The sequence below is a fragment of the Paenibacillus sp. GCM10023252 genome, from assembly GCF_042653305.1.
Lineage (GTDB): Bacteria > Bacillota > Bacilli > Paenibacillales > Paenibacillaceae > Pristimantibacillus.
In genome coordinates this window covers 74,135-99,185 of sequence record NZ_JBHSHW010000021.1, presented here as the reverse complement: position 1 = coordinate 99,185, position 25,051 = coordinate 74,135, and the positions used below count along the sequence as shown (strand labels likewise).

The window sequence follows — 25,051 nt, the reverse complement described above, 5'->3', positions numbered from 1 at the left end:
TGTTATAGCTTGAATTGTTCTGCTTCCTCTATCAATCTCTCCGATAGAGCAGCTAGCTCTGCTGCTTCTTCATTCATCTGTCCCACTGCTGCAAGCTGCTCCAGGCTGGCTGCGGACATGTCCTGGAAGAGATTGACCGACTGACTCGAGAGTGCCTTCACATTGTGCATAGAGCTGACAAGCTGGCTCGATGATTGTGACACCTCGGCGATGGCTTGACCAATGCGAAGGATCTCGGAGGCTACTCCTTCCATCTGGCCGGCAATATCAGCGAATGACGCCTTCGTCACCCTTACAGCTTGCCCTTGCTTCTTACCGCTGTCTTCCAATTGCTGTACACCAGAAGTAAGCTGGGTCATCTGACTTGCAAGCTTCGAAGTGATGTTCTGAATACCAGTCAGCTGACTCTTCGTCTGCTTCGCGAGAATACCAATCTCCTTCGCGACGACGGCGAATCCCAGACCTTCCTCCCCTACGCGTGCCGCTTCAATCGATGCATTGAGCGCGATAAGTCCGATCATATCGGATATGTCCTTAATGGCGCCAACCATATGAGTAATATCAGACGCACATTGAACGGTCTCTTGTATATGGACAGACAGCTGTTCGGAAGTTGTGATATGATCCGTATAGGCATTCTCCATGACGGAGGCTTGTTCCATTCCGTTCATGCTGCTCTGTTCGCAGCGCTGCGTAAGGCGGTTAATGTCTTCTGAAGATTGGTGGACATCCTTAAGCTGACGGTCAATACGGTCTATCCAGAGCAGTCCTTCATTCATCGTATGGCTCTGTTCGGATGCTTGTTCCGCTGCTGCTTGAATCGTGTGATTCGCCTGGTCGGTATGGGCCGCCGTCTCCTCGAAGGCAGCAGACAGTGTCTGTGAAGAGGCTGCCAGCTGTCCAGATACCTCGACAACACTGCGGAAGGAGCTCCCGACCTTAGCGGCCATCTCGTTGAAGGAAGCGGCGAGCTCACCGAGTTCTCCATGATCCTTCACGATGACGCGATGAGACAGATCTCCTTGTCCGATTACTCTAGCACCGTTCTGCAGTGTACGAATGGTCGCAATAATCGAACGACCGAGCAGCACACCAATGATGCACATGAGAGCAATGGCAAGCATAGAGAACACTACGAATAGCACATTCAGCTGCTTGGTCAGGGCTGACTTCTTGTTCTCTATTCGGGTCAACTCGGACCGAAGCATCTCGTTAATCGCCGTTACTTGTGTCTGCATCCCGGCATTCAGCTGAGAGGCTTCCGTCTTCAGTCCTTCCTGTACCTGGATGAGTTCGAGCAGACTCTGGAAGGAGTCTCCATACTTAGCGATGTTGCGCAGTAGGATGGTTCGCTCTGCTTCCATGAATGTCGCAGATTGCTTCAGCTGCAGCTCCATATCCTTCATCGTCTTCTTGAATGGGTCGCCATTGCCCGTATCTCTTCGCCATAGGAAGTCCTTCTCGAGCTGCCTGAGCATTAGCATCTGTGAGAGCAAGCTCAACTCACCACGCCCTCGAACGGAGTTCTCGAAGGAGCTGGCAGAGTAGATCATATCTGTCGTTAAGGCATTCACCGCCGTAATGTTGTCAGTCAGCTTATTCAAGACATCCTGATAAGCAACCGTCCCTTCCTTCAGCTTCCCGAGCGCCTGCAACCCTTCCCTCTCGGCTTCACTACTCAGCATGGCCATTAAGCTCTGTTGTTCAGACACTGCTTGAACAATGAATGCCAGCTTCTTGCTCACTAGCTCCGCTTCCGATATATTCAGCGAGCTGGCAAGCTTCAGCTCTCCCATCTTGAGAGCTTCGAGAGCGGCCTCTGTGGAGCTGCCCTTCTGCGAAGCTGTGAATACGTTGTTCATCTCACGGTCCATACGCTTGCTCTGAGCTTGGGTGTACAAGACCGCAATGGAGAGCAATAGAATGGCAGCAATGGCAACACCTACTATGGCATACATTCGAACCTTCATCGAGTAGAACCATTTTTTTCTCTCTATTAACACTCCTATCACACCCCGCATCGGTACACATCCTCTATCCCAGCATATCTCTCTGTGCAGCAGTTAATCGCAAGACGGGTTCAATGGCTCCAACTGCTTCTCCCCGCCGATTCCTAATGACTGGATGCCAGTAGCTGTCCAGCTGACTCTTCATATCTGCATCAATCAAGTTGAGCTGACTGAGAATCTCAACCGCAGCAGGATACGCCGCTCGCAGATTGCCGTCATCGACCTTAATGGCAATGCCTATTCCACGGCTTACAATGCCCATGGCGTAGACCCCTTCTGCTCCGCCCTTAGCAATAATGTCCCCGCCGGTCATTCGCATGAGATCCGTGTCAAGAATATTCGTGCCGGCTACCATCTCCGGATAGGAGGTCATTGCCTTGGCGATCTGCCTGGCAGCTTGCTGATGGCGACCCTTAGGCAGCCTGCTAGGTTCAGCGAACCGCGCATACAGCAGTGCGAGCTTATCTAGCGGGAAGGAATACGTCGGGACGCCGCAGCCGTCTATCCCAACTTCCCAGTCTCCCTCCGTCATGCCAGTCATCTCACCGAGCGCACTGGCAATTAGCCGTTGTACAGGATGCTCCTGCTCATGATAGCGCTCAATATCACTATGAAGATTAAGAGCGAGCGCCAGCATGCCAGCATGCTTCCCGGAGCAATTATTATGAGCAGCACCTGGCTGCACGCCTCTGCGCAGCAGCTCATGGGAGCTGCTCTCATCATAGGGCAGGTGCGCCCCGCACTGAAGGCCGCCTTCCTCCAAGCCTAACCGATAGAGAATGGATCTAACCGTCTGGACATGCATATCTTCCCCATTATGTGAGCCGCAGCAGATCGCCAGCTCCTTGTCATTAAGCAGGAAGTGCTCTGCCGCTCCCGAAGTGATGAGTGGAAATGCTTGCAGAGGCTTAAGCGCTGAACGTGCGAATGTACGATGCGATGGGTTACCCGCGGCATACAACAATTGACCGGAGGAATCGACAATCGCGATATGGCCTTGATGGACACTCTCAATGGTCTGACCACGCTTCACGACAGTCAATATATGGTCCATTCGAATCTCTTCCCCTCTCCCTACCTTACCCGCGTAGACTAGCCTTGCTTACCCTCATATAAGTGGCAGGCGACATATCTGCCTGGTTCGGCTTCTATCATCTCTGGACGAACAGCCTTGCAGACGTCCATCACCTGCGGGCAGCGAGTCGAGAATGCGCAGCCGATCGGAGGATTTGCAGGAGAAGGAACATCTCCCTTCAGTACGATTCTTTCTTTGCGAATGCGAGGATTGGACGTTGGTATCGCTGACAGCAGGGACTGTGTGTAAGGATGCAGAGGCTTGTTATACAGCTCTTCCGCTGGAGCGAGCTCGGCCATCCTGCCTAGATACATGACGCCAACCCGGTGACTAATATGACGGACTACCGCGAGATCATGGGAGATGAACAAGAAGGCTACTCCGAGCTCTCGCTGCAGATCCTGCATCAGGTTCAGAATCTGAGACTGAATAGACACATCCAGCGCAGACACCGGCTCATCCGCAACGACGAGCTGAGGGCTAAGCATGAGAGAGCGTGCAATGCAGATTCTCTGCCGTTGACCGCCGGAGAACTCATGGGCATACCGATTCAGATGCGACTTGTTCAGTCCGCACAGCTCCATCACTTCGCCTATCCGCGTGAGCTGCTCCTGCCTGCTGCCCACACCATGCGCCATGAGCGGCTCAAGCAGAATCTTCTCTACCGTCAGCCTAGGATTAAGGGAAGAATAAGGATCCTGGAAGATCATCTGCATATGCTGCCTCTGCGCTCTGAGCTGGTTAGCTGACATCTCGAGCAGATTATCGCCCTGGAAGAGCACTTCACCGCCAGTTGGACGTATGAGCTGGAGCACCGCACGCCCTGTCGTTGACTTCCCGCAGCCTGACTCACCGACAATTGCCAGCGTCTCTCCCGCATTCAGCTGGAAGGATACGCCATCTACGGCCTTGACGTGGCCTGTTACCTTAGGGATAATACCTGTCCGTATTGGAAAATGAACCTTGAGCTCTTGGACGTCGAGCAGCAGCTGTTCGTTCGCAGCAATCATGATGTGGACACCTCCGCTTGAGCTCCAGACGGTTGATGCAGCCAGCATCGGACTCTATGATCGGCTTCCGTGACAATAAGCGCTGGATCCTGCTGGCGGCATATATCCATGACTTCGCTGCAGCGATCTGCGAACCGGCACCCTTGCACGATAGATCCTGCTGGCGGAACTTGACCAGGAATGGAGAATAATCGATCACGCTTATGTTCAACACTTGGAATGGAGGCTAGCAAGCCTCTCGTATAAGGATGCTTAGGGTCGTTGAAGAGAGTATCCACGTCGGATTCCTCCACAATCTCACCCGCATACATAACCATGACGCGGTCGCACATCTCTGCCACTACACCAAGATCATGGGTAATGAAGAGGATTGCCGTGCCTGTCTTCTCCTTCAGATCCTTCATCAAGTCTAGAATCTGGGCTTGAATCGTGACGTCTAGAGCTGTAGTCGGCTCATCTGCAATGAGCAGCTTAGGCTTGCATGCGAGACCCATCGCAATCATAACCCGCTGACGCATCCCGCCTGAGAGCTGGAATGGGAAGGATGCATACACTTGCTCAGCTCGAGCAATCCCTACCGTCTTAAGCATCTCAATGGATCTCAGCTTGGCTTCCTTGTCAGATACCTCATTATGAAGCAGAATCGCTTCATCGAGCTGCTTGCCAATCTTAAGTACCGGATTAAGCGATGTCATCGGCTCTTGGAAGATCATAGAGATCTCGTTGCCGCGAACCTTCCTCATCTCGCTCTCTCTGAGCTCCAGCAGATTCTGACCGTTATATCTGATCTTGCCTGACTTAATCTTACCGGGGGGTGATGGAATGAGCCGCATAATGGACAGAGAGGTTACACTCTTGCCGCAGCCGGATTCACCGACTACGCCAAGCGTCTCCCCTGCCCGAATATTGAACGATATGCCGTTCACGACAGCCAGGTCTCGGCCTCCGTTCGACATCGTAACGACGAGCTCCTCCACTTCCAATACATTGTTAGTCATGATAGCCTTAGCCCCCTAGTCTTTCAGCTTAGGATCGAGCGCATCTCGAAGTCCATCGCCCATAATATTGAAGGATAGCACGGTAATTAGAATAGCGAGACCAGGTGACAGCAATGGGAAAAATAATCCATGGCTGTTGTTCTTCGCTGCATTCAGCATGGAGCCCCACTCCGGAGCGGTAACGTCAGCTCCAAGACCCAAGAAGCTGAGGCCTGCCCCAATTAAGATGGCGCTGCCAACCCGCATCGTCAGATAGATGATGACGACAGATACCGTGCCAGGGAAGATATGTCTGGCCAGGATGACGGAGTTGCGAACTCCAATGGATCTCGCAGCCTCTACGTAGGTCATCTCCCGAAGGGACAGCACGCTGCCGCGTACGATACGCGTGAAGATTGGGACGGTGAAGATGGCCACTGCACATATTACGTTAATCGTACCAGGGCCTAACACCGCAATGACGAATATGGCAAGAAGCATGCCGGGGAAGGACAACAGAATGTCTGATCCGCGGGTAATAAGCATATCTAATCGTCCGCCGTAATAACCGGACAACAGACCGAACAGAACGCCGATTGTCGCACCGATAATAACGGATACGAAGCCGATGATTAACGTCTGCTGCGTCCCTGCAATTAAGCGGCTGAATATATCACGGTTCGCGTGATCCGTGCCGAGCAGATGACGAGAGGATGGAGCTTGATGCTTCGAAGTGTCCTCTAATTGGGTATAGCTCTCTTCCAGCTGCAAGCTTGTCAGTTCAGGCTCCGCTGACGCAGCACCTCCAACCTGTACGAACACTAGAGACGATACGTCGCCCGCCCGTACGATGACACGGCCGCTCCCTTGCTTCAGAGCGCTGATCTCCCCTGCCTCGGATACGTCTATAACAGCAGGAGTCGTAGATTCATAAGTAATGCCTGAATGCTTAGCTGCTGCATCCGAAGTGACGAACCCGCTGTCCGTAGACTTCTTGTCATCTTCAGCAGCTTGCGGCAGTACGGACGCAATCTCTTCTGCTCCAGCAAGCTTACGGCCATCGGTCATGACACCGTTCAGTTCAATGACGGTCTTCTCTCCGGCTTGAAGTGAGTCGGTCTTAGGCTTAGCTGATAGTTGAGACAGCACAGCATGACGCTCTTCGGTTGATACTCCAACCTCTACAACGGCGGATACATCTCCGCTGCGTACAACAACCGTTGTTGTACCCTTGGTGACGGCCCCTATGCGAAGCCCTTCACGATCTAATCTTGACTTGGCAATCTCCTTGCGTTCACTCTCGCCGGACAGCCCTTCCAGCTCAGCAGCCTTAACCGCAGTCCCATCGCTTAGCTGTCCAGACAGTGGAACGAGCCACGAGGATAGTGAGGTGACCTTAACGCCCTTCTCCTCGTATTGATCCGTAACGGGCAGCACAGGGTTGTAAGGCGTCAAGAAGCGTCCGAAGATTCCTACTAATACAATCAGGGCGACGACGCCAGTCGCAACGACAGCCAGCCGCTGCTTCAGGAACTTAGCTAAGAAAGCACGGAAAGGAGAATACGCTCTCGAGTTGTTTGACATCTTCCTTCTCCTTTACTCATAACGAATTTGCGGATTAAGCAGGCCGTAGCTAATATCGACTAGCAGATTCACGATTAGGAACTGCACGGAGAACAGCAGAATTAACGCTTGAACAACTGGATAATCCCGGGAAGATATAGAATCGATGAGCAAGGCGCCTAGGCCTGGGTAGGCAAAAACGCTCTCTACGACAGCTGCCCCGCCGATTAAGAAGCCGAACTGCAAACCTGCCATCGTGACGACCGGAATGAGCGCATTACGCAGCACATGCGTGCCAATGATGACGCTTTCCTTCTGCCCCTTAGCACGAGCTGTACGGACATAATCTTCTCTCAATACTTCCAATACACTTGCTCTTGTGAACCTTGCAATAACGGCTGCAACGCCGAGTCCGAGCGTCAGCGATGGCATAATGAGATGCTGCCAGGTGCCTGCTCCTGCCGAAGGCAGCCAGCCAAGGTATACCGAGAACAATTGCATGAGCACAAGTCCGAACCAGAACTCTGGTACACTTAACGCCGTTATAGTCGTGACCATGCCTAGTCGATCCCAGATGGAATTACGCTTCGTCGCGGATACAATTCCAACGAGCAGCCCAATTACGATGGCCCACGCCATGGCAGCGAAGGTTAGAATCAAGGTGGAGATTGCGCGTTCACTTATTTGCTCGGTAACCTGCGACTTCGTTCGATAGGAAGTGCCGAAGTCGAATTCCGTCACCACTTTAACCATATATCTACCGTATTGAACAATCAGCGGATCGTCGAAGCCTTCCAGCTGCCTGTATTTTTCATAGGTGGCCTTATCTAGGTCGTTCCCATAGATGATTCGAATGGGATCCGAAGGGGTAAGCCGAATAAGGAAGAAGGACAGAATCGAGACGAGAAGCAGAATCGGAATCATCCCTAAGACGCGTTTTACAATATATGCGAACAACCGACTCCCTACTTTCTGTAACGGGGATTAAGATACAAGGGAAGGTGCAGACCCTCAGCATCTGCTGAGGGCCACACCTGTTAAGCTTATTATTCTTTTACAGCATTGTTCAGATCAAGGTATCCAGTAGGGACTACGACAACATTCGATACTTTCTTGCTCTTGCCGATAATGGACTCAGGGCTGTACAGGAAGCCCCATGCTGCTTCTTCGAATACGGTCTTCTGAATCTCATCGTAGAAGCCTTGAGCCTTAGCTGCATCTGGTGTAGCCAGTGCATCGTCAAGCAGCTTGTCAACTGCAGCGTTCACATAGAATCCGCTGTTGTTGTAGTTCGGCGGTACGCGTGTGGAGTGGAAGTTCGGACGTAGACCCCAATCCGCTTCACCTGTTCCTGGTGACCAGCGGCCAATCCACATATCCGTCTCCTTCCCAGCATCCAGCTTGTCGAACATCGTACCGGACTCTAGTGGTACAACCTTGGCATTAATGCCTACCTTAGCTAACTGGATCGATACGTTCTCAGCAATGGCAACGAATTCTGTCTCATTACGTGTCCACAGCGTCGCTTCGAACCCCTTCTCATAGCCGCCTTGCTTCATCAGTTCCTTAGCCTTAGCCTCATCGAATGGATAAGGAGTCTGTGCCTTGTAGCCAACTACGTTAGGTGCAATTGCAGAGTCCGCAACGCGGCCATAGCCGTTCACAACTTGAGTAATCAGTTGATCCTTGTCAAGAGCGTAGTTGATCGCTTGACGAACTTCCTTGTTATACTGCTTATTCTTCAAGTTGAGTCCTACATAGTAGACATCCATGCTTGGTGTCTTGCTAATATCAAGATCAGCACTTCCCTCAAGCTCCTTAGCGCTTAGAGAAGGAACATTCTTCACGATATCAAGCTCGCCGGTCTTCAGCATGTTGATTCGGGTAGATGCTTCGGTAACTGGCTTGTATTCAATGCTTGCCAGCTTAGCTGCGTGTTCCTTGTCCCAATAGTTATCGAATGGAACAACCTTCACGTATTGGCCGTTCTTCCACTCAGCGAACTTGTAAGGGCCTGTGCCAACCGGATTGCGGTCAAGGTTGTAATTCGCATCAGCCTTCTTCTTCTCCAGCTCCAGCGGAGAGATAATGGAGCCAGCCGAGTGAGTCATGTACGCCGCCATCGCGGAGTTAGGATCCTTGGAAGTGATTGTCAGGTGAGTCTCGTCTGCTACTGTAATCGTATCAACGAAGGAGAAGAAGCTCTTGCGCGCTTGCTGGTTCTCTTCTGTACGTACGAAGTCCAGCGCATCCTTCACGCCTTGAGCCGTTAGCTTAGCTCCATCGTGGAACGTTACGCCTTCACGAAGCGTGAACGTAATGGACTTCGCATCGTCGCTTACTTTGTATTCGGTAGCAAGGCTTGGCTGAATCTTCATGTTCACATCCAGCTTCAGCAGTCCTTCGAACATGCTGCCTTGAACACCTGTAGAGTTGCCATCTGTAGAGTTGTAAGGATTCAGAGAAGTCGGTTCTGCTTCAATACCTACGACTAGCGGCTGTGGTTCTGCCTTCGGTGCTTCAGTCGGTTCAACAGTTGGTGCTGGTGAATTTGATGCATTCGCACCTTCACCGGCATTGTTGTTCTTGCCCGAACATGCAGCCAGGATTGAGATGGATAGCATCAGTACTAACAACGTGGACAGCCATTTCTTTTGGTTTCTCAAGCCAATCTCCCCTTAAGTTGAATATTAAGAAATCCCCGCAATTGCTCAGATCCCTTTGCTCATTACTCATAGCAACTTCTGTGCCAACTTTTTTTCAATGTTAGATTAACTGACATTTAATTTTTTTGTAACCGTTACCTTCGATCTTTCACTAAAAAGTATTGATAGATTTGCTCACATTCTGATATTATATGGTCATAGTTGGCACCCAATCACAACCATCAATTGCTTGCCAGATCCGGAAGGAGCTCTCTCCATGCCTAATCAATCGATAACCTTACTAACTGGAACTGTAGAAACACGCAAAACCCTTCTAGCTCAGCTGCAGGATATTATTGGTGACTTTGTAGACATTGAAAGTTATTCCATCGAAGAGCCCGGCATTCCCGCCAAAATTAATCGCAAGCTCGTCATTCTCTCCTCCCAGCACATAGAGGATGAAGTCGCGGACTACATCGGCAAGGATTGCCAGATTATTGTAGCGAACCGGATCGCCAACTACGAGCATATCGATAAGCTGCTGTTCTATCCAAGCGGAACGAGAGCCCTATATGTGAATGACTACCCGGAGACGGTGTCCGAATCCATTGGCAACCTGCTAGACCTCGGCATTGATAATATTGAATATATCCCCTACTATCCAGGCAAAAAAAACCTGCAAAAGGTGTCCCTGGCCATCACGCCTGGAGAAGTAGACCTGGTGCCGGAGTTCGTATCCGAAGTGGTTAATATTGGACCGAGGCTCATCGACCTGACAACCATTATGGAAATCATTCGCAAGCTGAAGCTCCCTGAGCAGAAGGGACTGGAGATTTCCAAGCGTTTTATACGCAAAATCATAGAATTAAGCAAGAAGCTCGCTCATACGAGCTATGAGACCGGGCAGCTGAATCAGCACTTCAAGCAGGTGCTCGACGGCGTGAATGACGGCATCCTAGCCATTGACGGCAGCGGCAAGGTCACTGTCTTCAACGATATTATGGAATCGGCGCTCAAGGTGACCTCGCGCTTCGCCATCGGGAAGCCGCTCGGCAGCGTCATTAGCAATCAGGAGCTCATCCTCTTCATCCTTCATGACTCCGATGATACGAATCAAGTATTCACCGTGAACGGGACCGACTTCGTCGTCCAGCGGATTCACCTCAAGGGTGAGAATTCCATCGTCGCTACCTTCAAGGACGTGCATGAGACGATCAAGATCGAGCGAACCTTAAGACGGGAATTGGTCAAAAAAGGATTCGTCGCCAAGTATACCTTCAATGATATTATTGGCGACAGCCCTGCCCTGACGAAGACGAAGGACATTGCACGCAAGCTGTCACGTAATGACTTGACCGTCCTTATTGAAGGGGAGAGTGGTACGGGCAAGGAGCTGTTCGCCAGCGCCATGCATAATGAATCGCTGCGCGGCAGCCAGACGTTCCTGGCCATCAACTTCAGCGCACTGTCCGAAGATCTGATTGAGAGCGAGCTCTTCGGCTATGAGGAAGGCGCTTTCACCGGGGCAAAAAAAGGCGGCAAGACCGGGCTGTTCGAGCAGGCTAATGGGGGGACGATTTTCCTAGATGAGATTGGTGATATTAGTCTTAAGCTGCAAGCCCGGCTGCTGAGGGTGCTTCAAGAGAAAGAAATTATGCGTATCGGCGGCAGTAAGATTATCCCTATTAATGTAAGAGTAATCGCAGCAACCAATAAGGATCTGCTCAAAATGATTGATCTCGGCAAGTTCCGGGAGGACTTGTATCACCGGCTTAAGGTGCTGTACGTGCATCTGCCCAAGCTGCGCACGCGCAAGGAGGATATCGAGGGCCTCATCCGCCACTTCATCCACTCGAGCGGACGAGATCACATTCGCATCCTTCCCGAGGTGCTGCGCCGCCTAACCCAATACGAGTGGTATGGCAACATTCGCGAGCTCAAGAATACGCTGGATTATATGCTGGCCGTATGTGAGAACGACCGAATTACGCTCAATGATATTCCAGAGGAGAGCTTCTTCCAGCGCAGTGCGGCAACGAAGCGAGGTGAGCTCGTCTATCGGTCCGATTCAGATGTTGCGGCTGCTGGTGAGCCGAAGAATGAGGAAGCAGCGGTAGCGGTGACGGACGAGGAAGAGATGCTGTTCATCCTGCACAAGGTGTATGAATACAATCGCCGAGGCGAGCCGATTGGCAGGCAGAAGATTGCTGAGTGCTCCAGCGTCCTGTCCAAGCCGCTCTCGGAACAGCAGATCAGACACCGGGTTGATGCTCTGGAGAAGAGCGGTATGCTGCTCGTCATACGCGGCCGTACGGGCATTAAGCTGACGAAGCTGGGACTTGATAAGCTGATGACTTCCGGTTATCCCCTCGCTCCGGCATGATTATTGCTATGATAGGTGCATACCTATTAATAGAGCAATCGTCAGCTGCTGCTCGCAAGGAGGACTACCATGATGGGACTTACATCGAAGTATATTGACAAGGCCGAGCAATACGGCGCGAAGAACTACCATCCACTGCCTGTCGTCATATCCGAGGCGGAAGGAATCTGGGTCACGGATCCAGAGGGCAACCGTTATATGGATATGCTTAGCGCTTATTCCGCCCTTAATGCAGGGCATCGTCATCCGAGAATTATTCAGGCTCTCAAGGATCAAGCCGACAAGGTCACATTGACGTCCCGGGCGTTCCACAACGAGACACTCGGCGACTTCTACGAGAAGCTGGCTGCGTATACAGGCAAGAATATGATTCTGCCGATGAATACAGGCGCCGAAGCTGTAGAGACTGCGCTTAAGGCGGCACGTCGCTGGGGATACCGGAGCAAGGGAATCCCCGCGAATCAGGCGGAGATCATCGTCTGCGAAGGCAACTTCCACGGTCGCACGATTACGATTACGTCCTTCTCTTCCTCCGAAGAGTACAGAGAGGACTTCGGACCCTTCACGCCAGGGTTCAAGATTATTCCTTATGGCGATATCGCCGCTCTGGAGGCAGCGATTACTCCGAATACAGCAGCCTTCCTCGTTGAGCCGATTCAGGGCGAAGCTGGAATTGTCATTCCAGAGGATGGCTACCTTAAGCAGGCGCAAGAGCTGTGCCGCAGCCATAATGTGCTGCTGCTCGCCGATGAGATTCAGACCGGCTTCGGACGGACCGGCGAGCGCTTCGCTTGTGACTGGGAGGGTGTCAAGCCGGATATGTACATTATGGGCAAGGCGCTTGGAGGCGGCGTGTTCCCGATCTCCGCTGTAGCGGCGGATGAGTCCATACTCGGCGTATTCGAGCCTGGCTCCCACGGCTCGACCTTCGGGGGCAATCCTCTCGGCTGCGCAGTTGCAAGCGCCTCGCTGGATGTCCTTGAAGAAGAGAAGCTGGCTGAGCGTTCCAAGGAGCTAGGTGAATACTTCAAGGCGCAGCTTAGCTCGCTTAACTACCCTGTCATTCGCGAGGTTAGAGGCAGAGGCTTGTTCATCGGCATGGAGCTGACCGTCTCTGCCCGCAAGTATTGCGAGGCACTTAAGGATCTCGGCCTCCTGTGCAAGGAGACCCACGACAACATCATCCGCTTCGCCCCTCCTCTCATCATTGAGAAGCAGGATCTGGATGCAGCGATTGCGAAGGTGAAGCAAGTGTTTGCAATGGATGCCGTCTAAGGCTATTCCACTGCCATCGTAATCTCGGCCGCCAGCAGCCGAGAGCAGAGATAGCGCCAGCAATGGTGCTATCTCTTTTTTTGGCGTTTTGTGGGCGATTTTCCGGCGCGGCCGGAGGGGCGGCTTGGCCGCTGCAGCGCCAGATTCTGGCGCTATTGCCTCCTGCCGGCCTCTTCCGGCCGCTGCAGCGCCAGATTTTGGCGCTATTGCCCTCAGCCGGCCTCATCCGGCCGCTGCAGCGCCAGATTCTGGCGCTATTGCCCTCAGCCGGCCTCATCCGGCTGCTGCAGCGCCAGATTCTGGCGCTATTGCCCTCAGCCGGCCTCATCCGGCCGCTGCAGCGCCAGATTTTGGCGCTATTGCCCTCAGCCGGCCTCGTCCGGCTGCTGCAGCGCCAGATTCTGGCGCTATTGCCCTCCGCCGGCCTCGTCCGCCTGCTGCAGCGCCAGATCCTGGCGCTATTGCCCTAGGCCGGCCTCTTCCGGCCGCTGCAGCGCCAGATTCTGGCGCTATTGCCCTAGGCCGGCCTCGTCCGGCTGCTGCAGCGCCAGATTCTGGCGCTATTGCCCTCAGCCGGCCTCGTCCGGCTGCTGCAGCGCCAGATTCTGGCGCTATTGCCCTCGGCCGGCCTCCTCCGGCCGCTGCAGCGCCAGATTCTGGCGCTATTGCAACTTGAGCGGAGCTCAAGCAGTGAGCACGCGCCCTCCCTACCATCACTCCAGAATCCCCTCAAAAACAAAAAAACCGGATGACCCTAAGGTCACCCGATACATCTCAATCCATCCCGATTCATCCCGGTCCATCAGGTCCCTACCGCTTCATCCCGCCCTACTGGCCCTTCCAGCCCACCGGCCCTTCCAGCCCACCGGCCCTTCCAGCCCTTCCAGCCCTTCCAGCCCACAACTCTCCCCATCCACCCCATTCATCCAATCTGCTTGCGCATGCTTGAAGGCAGAATCTTGAGCTCCTCGCGGTACTTAGCTACGGTTCTTCTGGAGATCTGCACGCCGTCCGCTTCCAGCAGCTCGCAGATCCGCTGGTCAGATAGCGGCTTCATCCGCGGCTCCTTCTCCACTAACGAGCGGATATGAGCCTTAATGCGAGTAGCCGATGCCGCCTCTCCATTATCCGTCTGCAGCCCGGTGGAGAAGAAGTACTTCAGCTCGTAGGTACCCGAGGGCATCTTGATGAACTTATTGCTCACCGCCCTAGATATGGTGGATTCATGCAAGCCCAGACTCTCTGAGATCTCCTTCAAGTTCATCGGCTTAAGCGCTCGCTCGCCATGGACTAGGAATCCCACTTGCTTATTAATGATGAACTCAATGACTCGAGTTAAGGTCTGCTCGCGTTGCCCAAGACTGCGCATAATCCATTCAGCAGACTTCATCCGCTCCTTCAAGTAGGCTGCTGTGCTGTCGAGCTGGGCATACCTCGTATAAAATGAATTAATGCTAACCTTCGGCAAATAGCGATTATTCATCCGAATGACATACCGATCGTCCTCCTGCAGCACAACCGCATCCGGAATAATATAATGCGGATCTGCTGTACTGTAGGAATGTCCGGGCTTCGGGTTCAACGTACGAATGTATTGCAGTGCCGCGGCGACCTTCTCCACCTTCGAACAGCCAATATCTTCAGCAATGCTTGCCAGTCTGCCATGGGCAAGCGATCTAAGATGCTGTTGAATGATGACTTCAGCCAGCGGATGAGCATTCTCATCTCTGCGAATCTGAATCAGCAGGCACTCCTTGAAGTCTCTCGCTCCGACACCAGCCGGCTCCAGCGCTTGCAATTGGGCAAGGGCCAGCTCCATGAGATGCGAAGCAATCCCCAGCTTGTCACCCGCTTCCTGCAGAGAGATATCCAGATAACCTTGTTCATCTATATTGCCAGCCAGGAAGGACGCCGCTCGCATCACCTGTGGCTCTAATGTCAGACATCTTAGCTGCTGGAGCAAGTATTCCTCAAGCGTCTCTTCACTAACCGCCGCACGCCAGATCGGATCATAGTCCGAGTGCAGCATCTTCCCGCTTGTGCTCCTCGCACCAGCCATGCTGTCATTGCGATATTCAATATCAAGCAGCGGATTCTCCTGCGATTGTTCCTCTAAGTAACGAATAAGCTCGTAGCCCGACAGGTGTAAGATATGAACAGATTGGCGCAGCTCTGGGGTAAGTGCAAGTCTATAAGTTTGCTCTTGAGACAACGTTAGCATGGTGACCATCCCTCTCGCTCTATTATCGCAGCAGCTTTACATGATGTTAGATTAAGCAAAAACCATGCCAACTCCCCCAAACACCAAATGATCTATTTCATACCCGTAATTCTATGATATGTCAGCTTATATTACAACAGAAATAGATTGGAAACGGTTTAAATGGTTGCACGCGCTTACAATTAACAACCATTAAATAAGCTTTTGTAAACACGACGATCCGGCATAATACTTGCTAGTTATTCAACATCAACAGTGCAGGAGGTTCAAACACAATGGTAACCGCTATCTATAATGCGACACTATATGACAGTGAGACGAAGACCGCTCTCGAAGGAGCCGCTGTGCTCTGGGAGAACGGAATCATCATAAAAGCTGGACAAGACATTCAACTCCCTGACGGCTGTCATGCTATTGATGCTGGAGGCGCTTGGGTCACTCCCGGCTTCATCGACGGCTACAGCCGTATTGGGCTTAAGGAGACGGGTATCCGCAAGGAAGGCGACGACTCCTATGAGATCAGCTTCTCCCGCAATGCCTCTTCCCTATCGGTACTTGATGGAATCAACCCGTTCGACCCCAGCTTCCAGGAAGCAAGGGAATACGGCATTACTGCCTTGCATATCGGGCCAGGGCAGGAGAATATCATCTCCGGCACGACCTCTGTGCTGAAGCCGTCGGGCACCACAGTAGAGGATATGACCCTCCTCCCACTGCTAGGAGCAGCTGTCTCCCTCGGAGAGATCCCGAAGGCAATGAAGCTGGCAGGAGCTCCGGTTAGCCGCATGGGTATAGCTGCCCTCGTTCGCGATCGACTTCGAACGGCAAGCACCAACCATTCCGATGATCTGTGGTCAGCCTTGTTCGAAGAACACAGGTCCATTCCCCTATTCATTCGCGCCCATCGTGCTGATGATATTGTGACTGCCTTGCGGCTGAAGCGTGAATTCGGCATCCAGGTAGTGATCGTCCATGCGACAGACGGCCACCTTGTCAGCGAGGCTATTGCAGAATCGGGTGTGCCTGTCATTGGAGGTCCATACTTCATTGATCGGCAGCGCGATGAGGTGAAGCATGTGAACCCAGCCGCATATGTGCGCATGCATGAGGCAGGGATACCGATCTCCTTCGCATCCGACCATCCGACCTCCGCTATTCGCTATCTTGCCCTCGAGGCTTCGCTGGCGATTAGAGAAGGGCTTCCCTTCACAGAGGCACTATACGGATTAACGCTGGGAACGGCAAGAACGCTTGGCATTGACCATCGCGTCGGCTCCCTGACAACCGGCAAGGATGCTGACCTGCTCTTGTGGGACGGCGAGCCGCTAGAGCTGACCTCCACGATCAGCATGACGATTATCAATGGCAGCATCGCCTACGAACGAGAGAGGAGATAACGACTATGCTGCATATCTATAATGCCGCCATCTATACAGCCAATGAGAACAATGAGGTATTCGAGCAAGGCGAGCTCCTGCTTGATGAAGGGCGTATCCTCGCCATTGGCTCGCACCTTCAGATCCCTGCTCATGCAGAGAAGCTCGATGCGAAGGGCGGGGTCATCACCCCTGGTCTAATCGATGCCCATACGCATGTCGGCATGTGCACGGCACCTGGAGATACATCCGATATTAATGAATCCTCGGTCCCCTTCACCCCCCTCATGCGCACAGTTGACGGAATTAATCCCTTCGACCCGGCCTTCGAAGACGCAAGGGCTGCAGGCGTAACGACCATTCAGTGCGGCGCGGGCAGCACGAATCCGGTAGCAGGAGTATGGGCCGTGTTGAAAACAGTCGGAACAATCGCCGATGACATGATTATCCGCCAGGACAGCGGTCTGAAGTGCGCGCTTGGGGAAAATCCGAAGATGACTTACGGCATTCGCAAGGGGACTGGCCCTTTCTCACGAATGTCTATCGCACAGCTGATTCGAGATGCTTTCGCCGAGGGGAGGAAGCTGCTAGAGCAGGGAACAACTACCTTCGAGCAGCTGTATCCGTCAGGCAAGCATCCGTATCTTCCGTTCATTCAAGTGCTCCAAGGTCAGATGCCACTGCGCATCCATGCCCATCGGGCGGATGACATTGCCACTGCGCTCCGCCTAGCTAAGGAGTTCGATATTCAGCTGTCGGTTGAGCATTGCACGGAAGGATTGAGAGTGACTGACGCGCTGAAGAACGCTGGACATCCGGTCACGCTCGGCCCATTCATGGGTCCATCGACCAAGCATGAGACCAGGAACATGAATCTGTCCACGCCGAAGCAGCTGCATGAGCTGGGCATTCCAATCTCCATCATTACCGACCATCCCTACACGCCCATTCAACACTTATCTCTCTGTGCGGCGGAAGCGGTCAAGCATGGGCTGGACCCGCTTGCCGCACTACGTGCCATTACTATTCATCCTGCGACCCTGTGCGGAGTAGCCGACCGTGTAGGCTCCTTGGAGCCGGGCAAGGATGCCGATCTTGTCTTATGGTCGGAGCACCCGTTCCGGACTAGAGCCCGCGTGCTCACCACTTGGATTAACGGCTCCGTCGTCTACAAGCGCGAATAAGCAAGCATTCAAGCGGGCTAATCTCAGCAATCGAGATTAGTCCTTTTTTTGCACCTGTCCAGCAGGGACGACAGCCCGGTTCCACCAATCTATCCCTCAATAATAAGCCGAATATGGGGATAGCAGCCACTAGCCGCATGACAGACTACGAATGTCTGCGAATGTCTTGATGTCGTAATATTGTAGTCGTTAAGTCTCTAATTTAGACTAATATCCTCCTCCGAACTATGTTAAATTAGTAATGTTGAATGAATATGTATGCCCTTACACTACCTTATACGAATGGGGAGAACCATCATTATGTCACGCACTTATCGCATTGGAATTATTGGCTGCGGCGGGATTGCCAACGGCAAGCATATGCCTAGCTTGAAGAAGCTGCAGAACGTCGAACTGGTTGCCTTCTGTGATATTATCGAGGACAAGGCGACAGAAGCGTCTGAGAAGTACGGCGCTGCTGACAGCCGTGTGTATACCGACTATACCGAGCTGCTGAAGGACGATACGATTGATATTATTCATGTCCTCACACCGAATGACTCTCATGCGGACATTGCCATTGCTGCTCTGGAATCGGGCAAGCATGTCATGTGCGAGAAGCCTATGGCTAAGACAGCTGCAGATGCAGCGCGTATGGTTGAAGCGGCTAAGCGCACGGGCAAGAAGCTGACGATCGGCTACAACAACCGCTTCCGTCCGGACAGCCTTCATCTGAAGAAGCTGTGCGAAGAAGGCGCGCTTGGCGAGGTCTATTATGCGAAGGCGCATGCTATCCGGCGTCGTGCGGTTCCGACATGGGGCGTATTCCTCGACGAGGAGAAGCAAGGCGGCGGTCCGCTCATTGATATCGGGACGCATGCTCTTGACCTGACCCTGTGGATGATGGATAACTACAAGCCGAAGGTTGTGCTTGGGACGTCCTACCACAAGCTGTCTCAGACTGAGAATGCTGCGAACGCTTGGGGCCCTTGGGATCCAGCGAAGTTCACGGTTGAAGATTCCGCGATGGGCATGATCGTCATGGAGAATGGCGCAAGCATCGTCCTGGAATCAAGCTGGGCGCTTAACTCCCTAGAGGTTGACGAGGCGAAGTGCACACTATGCGGAACTGAAGCAGGTGCTGATATGAAGGGCGGCCTGCGCATCAACGGCGAGAAGAACTCCAGACTGTATACGACTGAAGTTGATCTGTCCGCAGGCGGCGTAGCGTTCTACAGCGGTTCAACCGAGGATGCTCCCGATGTGGAGATGAGAGCTTGGATTAAGGCGATAGACGAGGATACCGATCCGGTCGTCACACCGGAGCAAGCTTACGTGGTGTCTCAGATTCTTGAGGCCATCTACGAGTCATCTCGTACTGGCAAGGCTGTATACTTATAGACCTAGCACAAGGCACCGCAGATTACCTCTTGATAAGAGGGTTCTGTGGTGCCTTTTTTTCACTCAACACACCATTATAGGCTCGGTCCGATTCGGTTAATACTGAATTCCTGATGGCCTAGCAGCTCCGCCTTAGTCCAGCGACCCTCCGCTACCTCTACAATCTCCCGCCAGATTCGCTCTCCTGCCTCTGCTAAGCTGAGCGTGCCGTCCAGCATGCCGCTGACGTCGACGTCCATGTTGTCCTCCATCTTGCTGAACGTATTCTGATTGCCCGTAATCTTAATGACGGGTACGACCGCGGCGCCGGTTGGCGTTCCTCGTCCAGTCGTGAAGCATACGAGATGCACGCCCCCGGCCGCCATGCCTGATACACATTCAATATCATTGCCAGGCGAATCCATGAAGTACAGTCCACCCTCTGGAATCTGCTCTGCATATTCAATGACGGAGTGAATCGGAGCTGTGCCGCACTTGCTAATACACCCCAGAGACTTCTCCTCAATCGTCGATAGTCCTCCTGCAATATTGCCGGGGCTTGGATTGCCGCCGCGCATATCCGCCCCCATCCGCTCTACTTCCGCTTCGAAGCGATGCACGATTCGGTACAGCTCACTCGCTGTCTCATCACTTGCACAACGCTCAGCCAGCACATGCTCTGCTCCAATAATCTCTGTCGTCTCGCCGATGACGATCGTACCGCCCTCTCCGATTAACAGATCAGCAGCATTCCCTAGCGCTGGGTTCGATGCCATCCCCGATGTCGCATCGGAGCCTCCGCACTTCACAGCGACCTTGAGCTTGCTCAGAGGCACCGCAGCTCTAGGTTCATCGTCCAATTGCGCTTGCAGCCGCTTCGCAATCTCGACCCCATATTGGATAGCCTTAAGGGAACCACCGACGGACTGAATATCGAACACCTCAACCGGCTTGCCTGTCGTACGAATCCGATCTGCCAAGGCGGCAGGATCCACCACTTCACAGCCTAAGCTCACAATAATGACGGCTCCGACATTCGGGTTCATTCCCGTCCCGGCGAGCACATCGAACGTACGATCCTTGTCTGAGCCAATCTGGCTGCAGCCATGCTGATGAGGAATGGAGATCGCTCCCGGCACCATCTGCATCATTCGATTGCACACTTGATTCGCACAGATGACTGTCGGGATGATTAAGAGATGATTGCGAATGCCAATCTCCCCGTTAGGTCTGATGTAGCCTGGTATTGTCCTCATCCTGCAGTCACCTGGTCAACGTCCGAGCCAGCTCGATCGCCTCTCCCCCGGATTCCTTCCAGATTATGAACATGAACATGGCAGCCTGCCTCAATGGCGGATGTCGCCTGACCGATCACTTCCCCATACTTGCGAACAGGCTCTCCGCTGCGAATCGGCTTGATGGCGAACTTATGACCGAACGGGATGTCATCCTTCAGCAAGGTCTCTGCCTGACGATCTTCAAGTCGGTATCGAGCTGACTGTCCGGCTGTCAACTCTCTTAGCGCGGTTGCTACATCGTCACGATTGTCCATGATGATGGCATCTGCTCCGGCCGATATATCCTTATGCACCATAGCTTAACCTCCAGCTAGAATGTGCTCGCAGGCGTGGTGGATGAGCACCAGCGACTGTTGAACAATTCTCTCATTAGAATCTCATTCGCTTCCGTAGTGCCAATATACCGAAGGGCCTCAAGAGCATGCCCTCTCACATACCGATTGTCATCCTCGAGCACTTGCGCGAGATGAGGTACGGCCGCAGCAGCGCTCTTGCCATAGCGCGTCAGTGATAATGCCGACATGAATCGAACCTGAGCATCCTCATCCGACAGTCCTTCTATCAGTCCGCTAACCGCTGCCTCTGCAGCGGATGACTTCCCTCCGAACATGCCCAGCACATCCGCAGCCGCTCGTCGAACTTTTGCCGAGGAGTGCTGCAGCAGCCCCTGCAACTGGGGAATAGCCTCTACTGCATATTCCCTCAATTCTCCTAAGGCATGAGCAGCATGAATGACCGTCTCATTCCTGGCATCTCCTAAGGCAGCAGTCAGACCGCTTACGGCTTCGCCTCCGGCTGTGGATAATCCATACGCCGCAGTTCGCGATACGGCGACCTCTTCATGATGGAGCGCTTGAAGAAGTACTTGAACACCAGGCTCACCATATCGAGCTAGCGTATAAGCCGCTTGAAGAGCAGCCTTCTCTTCCTCCCTCTCTAACTGGGCCTTCAAGTCATCCAGCTGTCCTTGATCCCCTTGCTTCGTTCCCGCCAGTCCTCCAACACGGCCGCACAGCCAGCTCCAGACTTCCTCTGCAATTACCCCGTTACGAGCATGATCACTTGCACCAGCTGCAAGCTTATCCCATTCCAGCTGCTTGTTATTCCATGTTGGAGATACAGGCACTTCGGTCCGCATGAATTCGAACTTCAGCATATATCTAGGCTTGCCTAACAGATTAGGCGTGGAGCGATGCCAGATATCATAGTGGATGAGGGCGAAGGTGCCTGCCTGACCGCTCGCCTGCACTTCCTCTGTTGATTCGTCCTCGGCGAACGTACGGCTCGACTCATACTGAGTGCCCGGCATGACTCCAGTCGGACCGAGCTCCACCGGGGTATCCTGCGGGAAGTACATGATCATTGCCCACCACGGATGATGGTTCCGCATGCGTGCGTGCCCCCAATAGGAATCCTTGTGCCAGCCGCCTGGGGTGCTCACGGCATTGTAATGACCGTGCCGATGCGTATGAAGCAGATAATTCCGGCCGAGCACACTCGTCAGAGCGCCTGTAATGACGGGATGCTCGAACACTCTCTGCAGATCACGAATGCGAGGCAGGATATTGTTGCCTGGGTTCCCCTCTTCCTTGTATACATGGTTCAACTGCTCAACCAGCCTCTCATGGAACTCCGGTGTGAAGTCTGTGCTTAGAAGCAGATAACCGTTCAAGATGAATGATCTCATCTGCTCATCCGTTAATAACAGCGGTGCGTCTTGCCCCATATCTGTTCGCCTCCTTGTAAGAATCACTTCCTCTTCAGTATAGAATGGAAGCGAATCCATTCCTATGGATGAAGCTAAGGAGTAGCTGTATAAAGTTAACATCATCATGTTCAAATCAGTGATATTCCATTATAGTGAAGGGAAGGAACGAACAGAAGGGACTGCCAGCCTAATGCCCGCCAGAAGCGAGGACCGAACCGTAGCTGATCTGCTCCAGACGCTGCAGGTGCAGGTGCTTGCCGCGCATTATACCAAATGCACGGCAAGCTGGAGAGATGTCGATTATACCCCCGAATACAATAAGCTATACTTTATTCAAGAGGGTGACGGCTGGCTTCGTATAGGCGACCAGCAGTTGTATCCGAAGGCTGGAGAGCTGTGTCTAATGCCGGCTTATACGAAGCAATCTTATTCTACCGTGAGCGAGCATACTTACGGGAAGTATTGGTGCCACTTCACAGCTATGGTAGGACCCGTTGATCTGTTCCAATGGATTGGGGTCCCCTTAAGTATTCAAGTTGAGAATCTAGAGGAGATGGCCGGATTATTCGAGGAACTGCGCAACCATTATAGGAATGCCTCTTCGCTGGCCAGGCTGCGGGAGAAGGCCATTCTGCTCGAGATTATCGCTCGATACTTAGAGAGCGTGCCCATTCGTGTGCTGCAGCATCGATCTGAGGATATCGAGCGGATGAAGCTCATACAACACTATATTAACGAGCATCTGAGCGCCTCTATGCGCATCGAAGATTTGGCGAAGGAGCTGCATCTGCACCCGAATTATTTTATTGCCTATTTCAAGAAGAACTTCGGGATCTCCCCGTTAAGATACGTAAGCCGCAAACGAGCAGAGAAAGCGAAAATGCTGCTTGCAACAACTTCGATGAGCATCAAGGATATTGCCGATCAGACGGGATTCAAGGACACGAATCACTTTGCGAAGTTTTTCCGTAAGGAGACTAGTTATACGCCTACAGAGTATCGCTCCACCTTCCATACGTGAGACAAGGGAGCCTCCACGGGCTCCCACACGCTCCTTCACCTTACCACTCCGCTACCGTGCCATCCTCATTCCGCCAGAGCGGGTTGCGCCAGTCATGGCCTCGCTTCGCAAGCTCCCTAATCTTCTCCTCATGCACCTCGATACCGAGTCCCGCCCCTTGCGGCATCGATACGAACCCATCCTCATACTGCAGGCATTCAATATCCACCAGATAGTCGAGCAGATCTCCGTCCTGATTATAATGAATGCCCAGACTCTGCTCCTGGATGAAGGCATTCGGAGAGCAAGCATCCACCTGAAGACAGGCAGCAAGCGCGATTGGACCTAGCGGACAATGAGGCGCTAACGCAACATCATATGCCTCAGCCATGGCAGCAATCTTGCGAGTCTCGAGAATGCCCCCTGCATGAGAGACATCAGGCTGGATAATATCTACATACCCTTGCTGCAGCAGCTCCTTGAAGCCCCAGCGGGTATACATTCGTTCCCCTGTCGCAATCGGAATGGTCGTATGGCGTGCAATCTCCCGCAGCGCCTCATTATTCTCGGGGAGTACGGGCTCCTCAATGAACATTAGCTTGTACGGCTCAAGCTCCTTGACCAACATCTTCGCCATCGCCTTGTGCACACGCCCGTGGAAGTCAATTCCTATCCCGAAGTCCGTCCCGCCTGTCTCCCTTACAGCAGCTACACGCTCGATGACTCCATCAATCTTGCTGTGTGAATCAATATAATGCAGCTCTTCCGTTGCATTCATCTTCACTGCTGTAATTCCGGACTCCATCTGGCGCTTAACTGCTGAACGTACATCTGACGGACGGTCTCCGCCAATCCAATTGTACACTCTAATCTTGTCCCGGCAAGAACCGCCCAGCAGCTCATATACCGGTGCGTTGTAATACTTGCCCTTGATGTCCCAGAGCGCTTGCTCAATACCAGAGATAGCGCTTGCAAGAATAGGGCCGCCGCGGTAGAACCCACCTCGATACATCACTTGCCACAGATCCTCGATACGCTGGGGATTCTGGCCGATGAGGTAGACGGATAGCTCCTCCACTGCTGCCTTCACCGTGTCCGCCTTACCCTCCACGATTGGCTCTCCCCAGCCGACGAGACCGTTATCCGTCGTCATTCTCAGGAACAGCCACCTCGGCGGCACCTTGAACAGTTCGATGCTTGTAATCTTCATAGATAGTCCCTCCCACAAGTATTGCTGTCCATTAACACCCGATAATAGTACGCAATCCCGCTGCGCTCCACAAGGAGCAACACCGGGACACATGACATGGCTTCTAAGCTTGCCTTGCTTCAAGCCTCCTGGCAACGATAGATAATCCATAGTTGACGATAAAATACAGCAATGCAGCTAGAATTAGAATTGGGAAGACGATATTCGGATTCTGTCCCATAATAATATTCGCATGATGCATCATCTCGCCAAGCGTAATAATGACGGTGAGGGAAGTGTCCTTCAGCAAGGAGATGAATTGACTAACGAGCGGCGGTACCATTCTCCTCAGGCCGATTGGCAGTATAATGTGCTGCATCGTCTGCGCATACGTTAATCCCGAAGAGCGCGCCGCTTCCACCACTCCCTTGTCAACCGACAGCAACCCGCTTCGCACAATCTCGGCAATCATTGCTGCTTCGAATACCGTTAGCGCAACGATTGCTGCCCAGAACGGAGGCAAGTTCACGCCAAGCTCCGGCAAGCCGAACCTTGCGAAGAAGATAAGCAGCAGCAGCGGAAGATTGCGGGTCATCTCCACCATCAGCCCCACAACCGGAGACAGCACAGGAACCTTCATGAATCGTATAATGCCCAGCAAGCAGCCGAGAATGAAGCTGAACACGATAGCTAGCAGCGCCAGCCATAAGGTCAGCCCGAAGCCCTCGAACAGGAACGCTAGATTGTCACTGGAATAAGCAGCTGTAAAATCCATTGTC

The 25,051-nt window shown here is 52.9% G+C and carries 20 protein-coding genes; 7 read left to right on the top strand and 13 right to left on the bottom strand.

The annotated features are described in order from the left end of the window. Positions 1-2: 2 nt before the first annotated feature. The 7 genes from ACFO9Q_RS11345 to ACFO9Q_RS11315 form a co-directional block, all read right to left on the bottom strand. Positions 3-2,021 (bottom strand): methyl-accepting chemotaxis protein, encoded by a 2,019-nt coding sequence (locus ACFO9Q_RS11345; protein ID WP_379181926.1) that lies wholly within the window; start codon positions 2,019-2,021, stop codon positions 3-5. Positions 2,022-2,034: 13 nt separating this feature from the next. Next, a complete protein-coding gene (locus ACFO9Q_RS11340) occupies positions 2,035-3,063 on the bottom strand; it encodes an asparaginase (RefSeq protein WP_379181924.1) in 1,029 nt (342 codons plus the stop codon). Between the two features lie 38 nt (positions 3,064-3,101). After that, positions 3,102-4,094: an ABC transporter ATP-binding protein gene (locus ACFO9Q_RS11335; protein ID WP_379181922.1), complete on the bottom strand. Its 993-nt coding sequence runs from the start codon at positions 4,092-4,094 to the stop codon at positions 3,102-3,104. Beyond that, entirely contained in the window at positions 4,091-5,092 is a 1,002-nt protein-coding gene (locus ACFO9Q_RS11330; RefSeq protein WP_379181920.1) for an ABC transporter ATP-binding protein, read from the bottom strand. Before ACFO9Q_RS11330 ends, ACFO9Q_RS11335 begins: the two co-directional genes overlap by 4 nt. A 15-nt stretch (positions 5,093-5,107) precedes the next feature. Further along, positions 5,108-6,655 carry an ABC transporter permease gene (locus tag ACFO9Q_RS11325; RefSeq protein WP_379181917.1) on the bottom strand — a complete coding sequence of 516 codons (1,548 nt, stop codon included), beginning with the start codon at positions 6,653-6,655 and terminating at the stop codon, positions 5,108-5,110. Positions 6,656-6,667: 12 nt separating this feature from the next. Further along, positions 6,668-7,591 carry an ABC transporter permease gene (locus ACFO9Q_RS11320; RefSeq protein WP_379181915.1) on the bottom strand — a complete coding sequence of 308 codons (924 nt, stop codon included), beginning with the start codon at positions 7,589-7,591 and terminating at the stop codon, positions 6,668-6,670. An 89-nt stretch (positions 7,592-7,680) separates the two neighbouring features. Beyond that, entirely contained in the window at positions 7,681-9,300 is a 1,620-nt protein-coding gene (locus tag ACFO9Q_RS11315) for an ABC transporter substrate-binding protein (RefSeq protein ID WP_379181913.1), read from the bottom strand. Between the two features lie 256 nt (positions 9,301-9,556). Between ACFO9Q_RS11315 and ACFO9Q_RS11310 the strand changes: the two genes are divergently transcribed. From ACFO9Q_RS11310 to ACFO9Q_RS11300, 3 genes are all read left to right on the top strand, one after another. After that, positions 9,557-11,662: a sigma-54 interaction domain-containing protein gene (locus ACFO9Q_RS11310; protein ID WP_379181911.1), complete on the top strand. Its 2,106-nt coding sequence runs from the start codon at positions 9,557-9,559 to the stop codon at positions 11,660-11,662. 72 nt (positions 11,663-11,734) lie between these two features. After that, positions 11,735-12,937: an ornithine--oxo-acid transaminase gene (locus ACFO9Q_RS11305; protein WP_379182737.1), complete on the top strand. Its 1,203-nt coding sequence runs from the start codon at positions 11,735-11,737 to the stop codon at positions 12,935-12,937. 124 nt (positions 12,938-13,061) lie between these two features. Continuing rightward, complete coding sequence (locus ACFO9Q_RS11300) at positions 13,062-13,613, top strand: hypothetical protein (protein ID WP_379181909.1); 552 nt, start codon at positions 13,062-13,064, stop codon at positions 13,611-13,613. A gap of 246 nt (positions 13,614-13,859) precedes the next feature. Here ACFO9Q_RS11300 and rpoN read toward each other — a convergent pair whose 3' ends face one another. Beyond that, the gene (gene rpoN / locus ACFO9Q_RS11295; protein WP_379181907.1) at positions 13,860-15,158 is read right to left on the bottom strand and encodes an RNA polymerase factor sigma-54; all 1,299 of its coding nucleotides are present in this window, start codon (positions 15,156-15,158) and stop codon (positions 13,860-13,862) included. A gap of 275 nt (positions 15,159-15,433) precedes the next feature. Here rpoN and ACFO9Q_RS11290 point away from each other — a divergent pair, with 275 nt between their 5' ends. From ACFO9Q_RS11290 to ACFO9Q_RS11280, 3 genes are all read left to right on the top strand, one after another. After that, complete coding sequence (locus ACFO9Q_RS11290; RefSeq protein WP_379181905.1) at positions 15,434-16,555, top strand: amidohydrolase family protein; 1,122 nt, start codon at positions 15,434-15,436, stop codon at positions 16,553-16,555. 5 nt (positions 16,556-16,560) lie between these two features. Then, positions 16,561-17,718, top strand: coding sequence for an amidohydrolase (locus tag ACFO9Q_RS11285; protein WP_379181903.1), 1,158 nt, complete (start codon positions 16,561-16,563; stop codon positions 17,716-17,718). A gap of 300 nt (positions 17,719-18,018) precedes the next feature. After that, positions 18,019-19,098, top strand: coding sequence for a Gfo/Idh/MocA family protein (locus ACFO9Q_RS11280; protein ID WP_379181901.1), 1,080 nt, complete (start codon positions 18,019-18,021; stop codon positions 19,096-19,098). Between the two features lie 74 nt (positions 19,099-19,172). Here ACFO9Q_RS11280 and ACFO9Q_RS11275 read toward each other — a convergent pair whose 3' ends face one another. Genes ACFO9Q_RS11275 through ACFO9Q_RS11265 form a run of 3 tightly spaced genes read right to left on the bottom strand, consistent with a single transcriptional unit; the run spans position 19,173 to position 22,101 of the window. Further along, entirely contained in the window at positions 19,173-20,333 is a 1,161-nt protein-coding gene (locus ACFO9Q_RS11275) for a UxaA family hydrolase (RefSeq protein WP_379181899.1), read from the bottom strand. Further along, positions 20,330-20,671 (bottom strand): UxaA family hydrolase, encoded by a 342-nt coding sequence (locus tag ACFO9Q_RS11270; RefSeq protein WP_379181897.1) that lies wholly within the window; start codon positions 20,669-20,671, stop codon positions 20,330-20,332. Before ACFO9Q_RS11270 ends, ACFO9Q_RS11275 begins: the two co-directional genes overlap by 4 nt. Before the next feature lie 14 nt (positions 20,672-20,685). Continuing rightward, positions 20,686-22,101: a HEAT repeat domain-containing protein gene (locus ACFO9Q_RS11265; RefSeq protein ID WP_379181895.1), complete on the bottom strand. Its 1,416-nt coding sequence runs from the start codon at positions 22,099-22,101 to the stop codon at positions 20,686-20,688. A gap of 106 nt (positions 22,102-22,207) precedes the next feature. On the opposite strand from ACFO9Q_RS11265, the gene ACFO9Q_RS11260 reads away from it, so the two are divergent. Then, positions 22,208-23,104: a helix-turn-helix domain-containing protein gene (locus ACFO9Q_RS11260; RefSeq protein WP_379181893.1), complete on the top strand. Its 897-nt coding sequence runs from the start codon at positions 22,208-22,210 to the stop codon at positions 23,102-23,104. 40 nt (positions 23,105-23,144) lie between these two features. Here ACFO9Q_RS11260 and dgoD read toward each other — a convergent pair whose 3' ends face one another. Together dgoD and ACFO9Q_RS11250 are read right to left on the bottom strand one after the other, a co-directional pair. Further along, on the bottom strand, positions 23,145-24,293 hold the full coding sequence (gene dgoD / locus ACFO9Q_RS11255) for a galactonate dehydratase (RefSeq protein ID WP_379181891.1): 1,149 nt from the start codon (positions 24,291-24,293) through the stop codon (positions 23,145-23,147). 103 nt (positions 24,294-24,396) lie between these two features. After that, positions 24,397-25,047 carry an amino acid ABC transporter permease gene (locus ACFO9Q_RS11250; protein WP_379181888.1) on the bottom strand — a complete coding sequence of 217 codons (651 nt, stop codon included), beginning with the start codon at positions 25,045-25,047 and terminating at the stop codon, positions 24,397-24,399. Positions 25,048-25,051 lie beyond the last annotated feature (4 nt).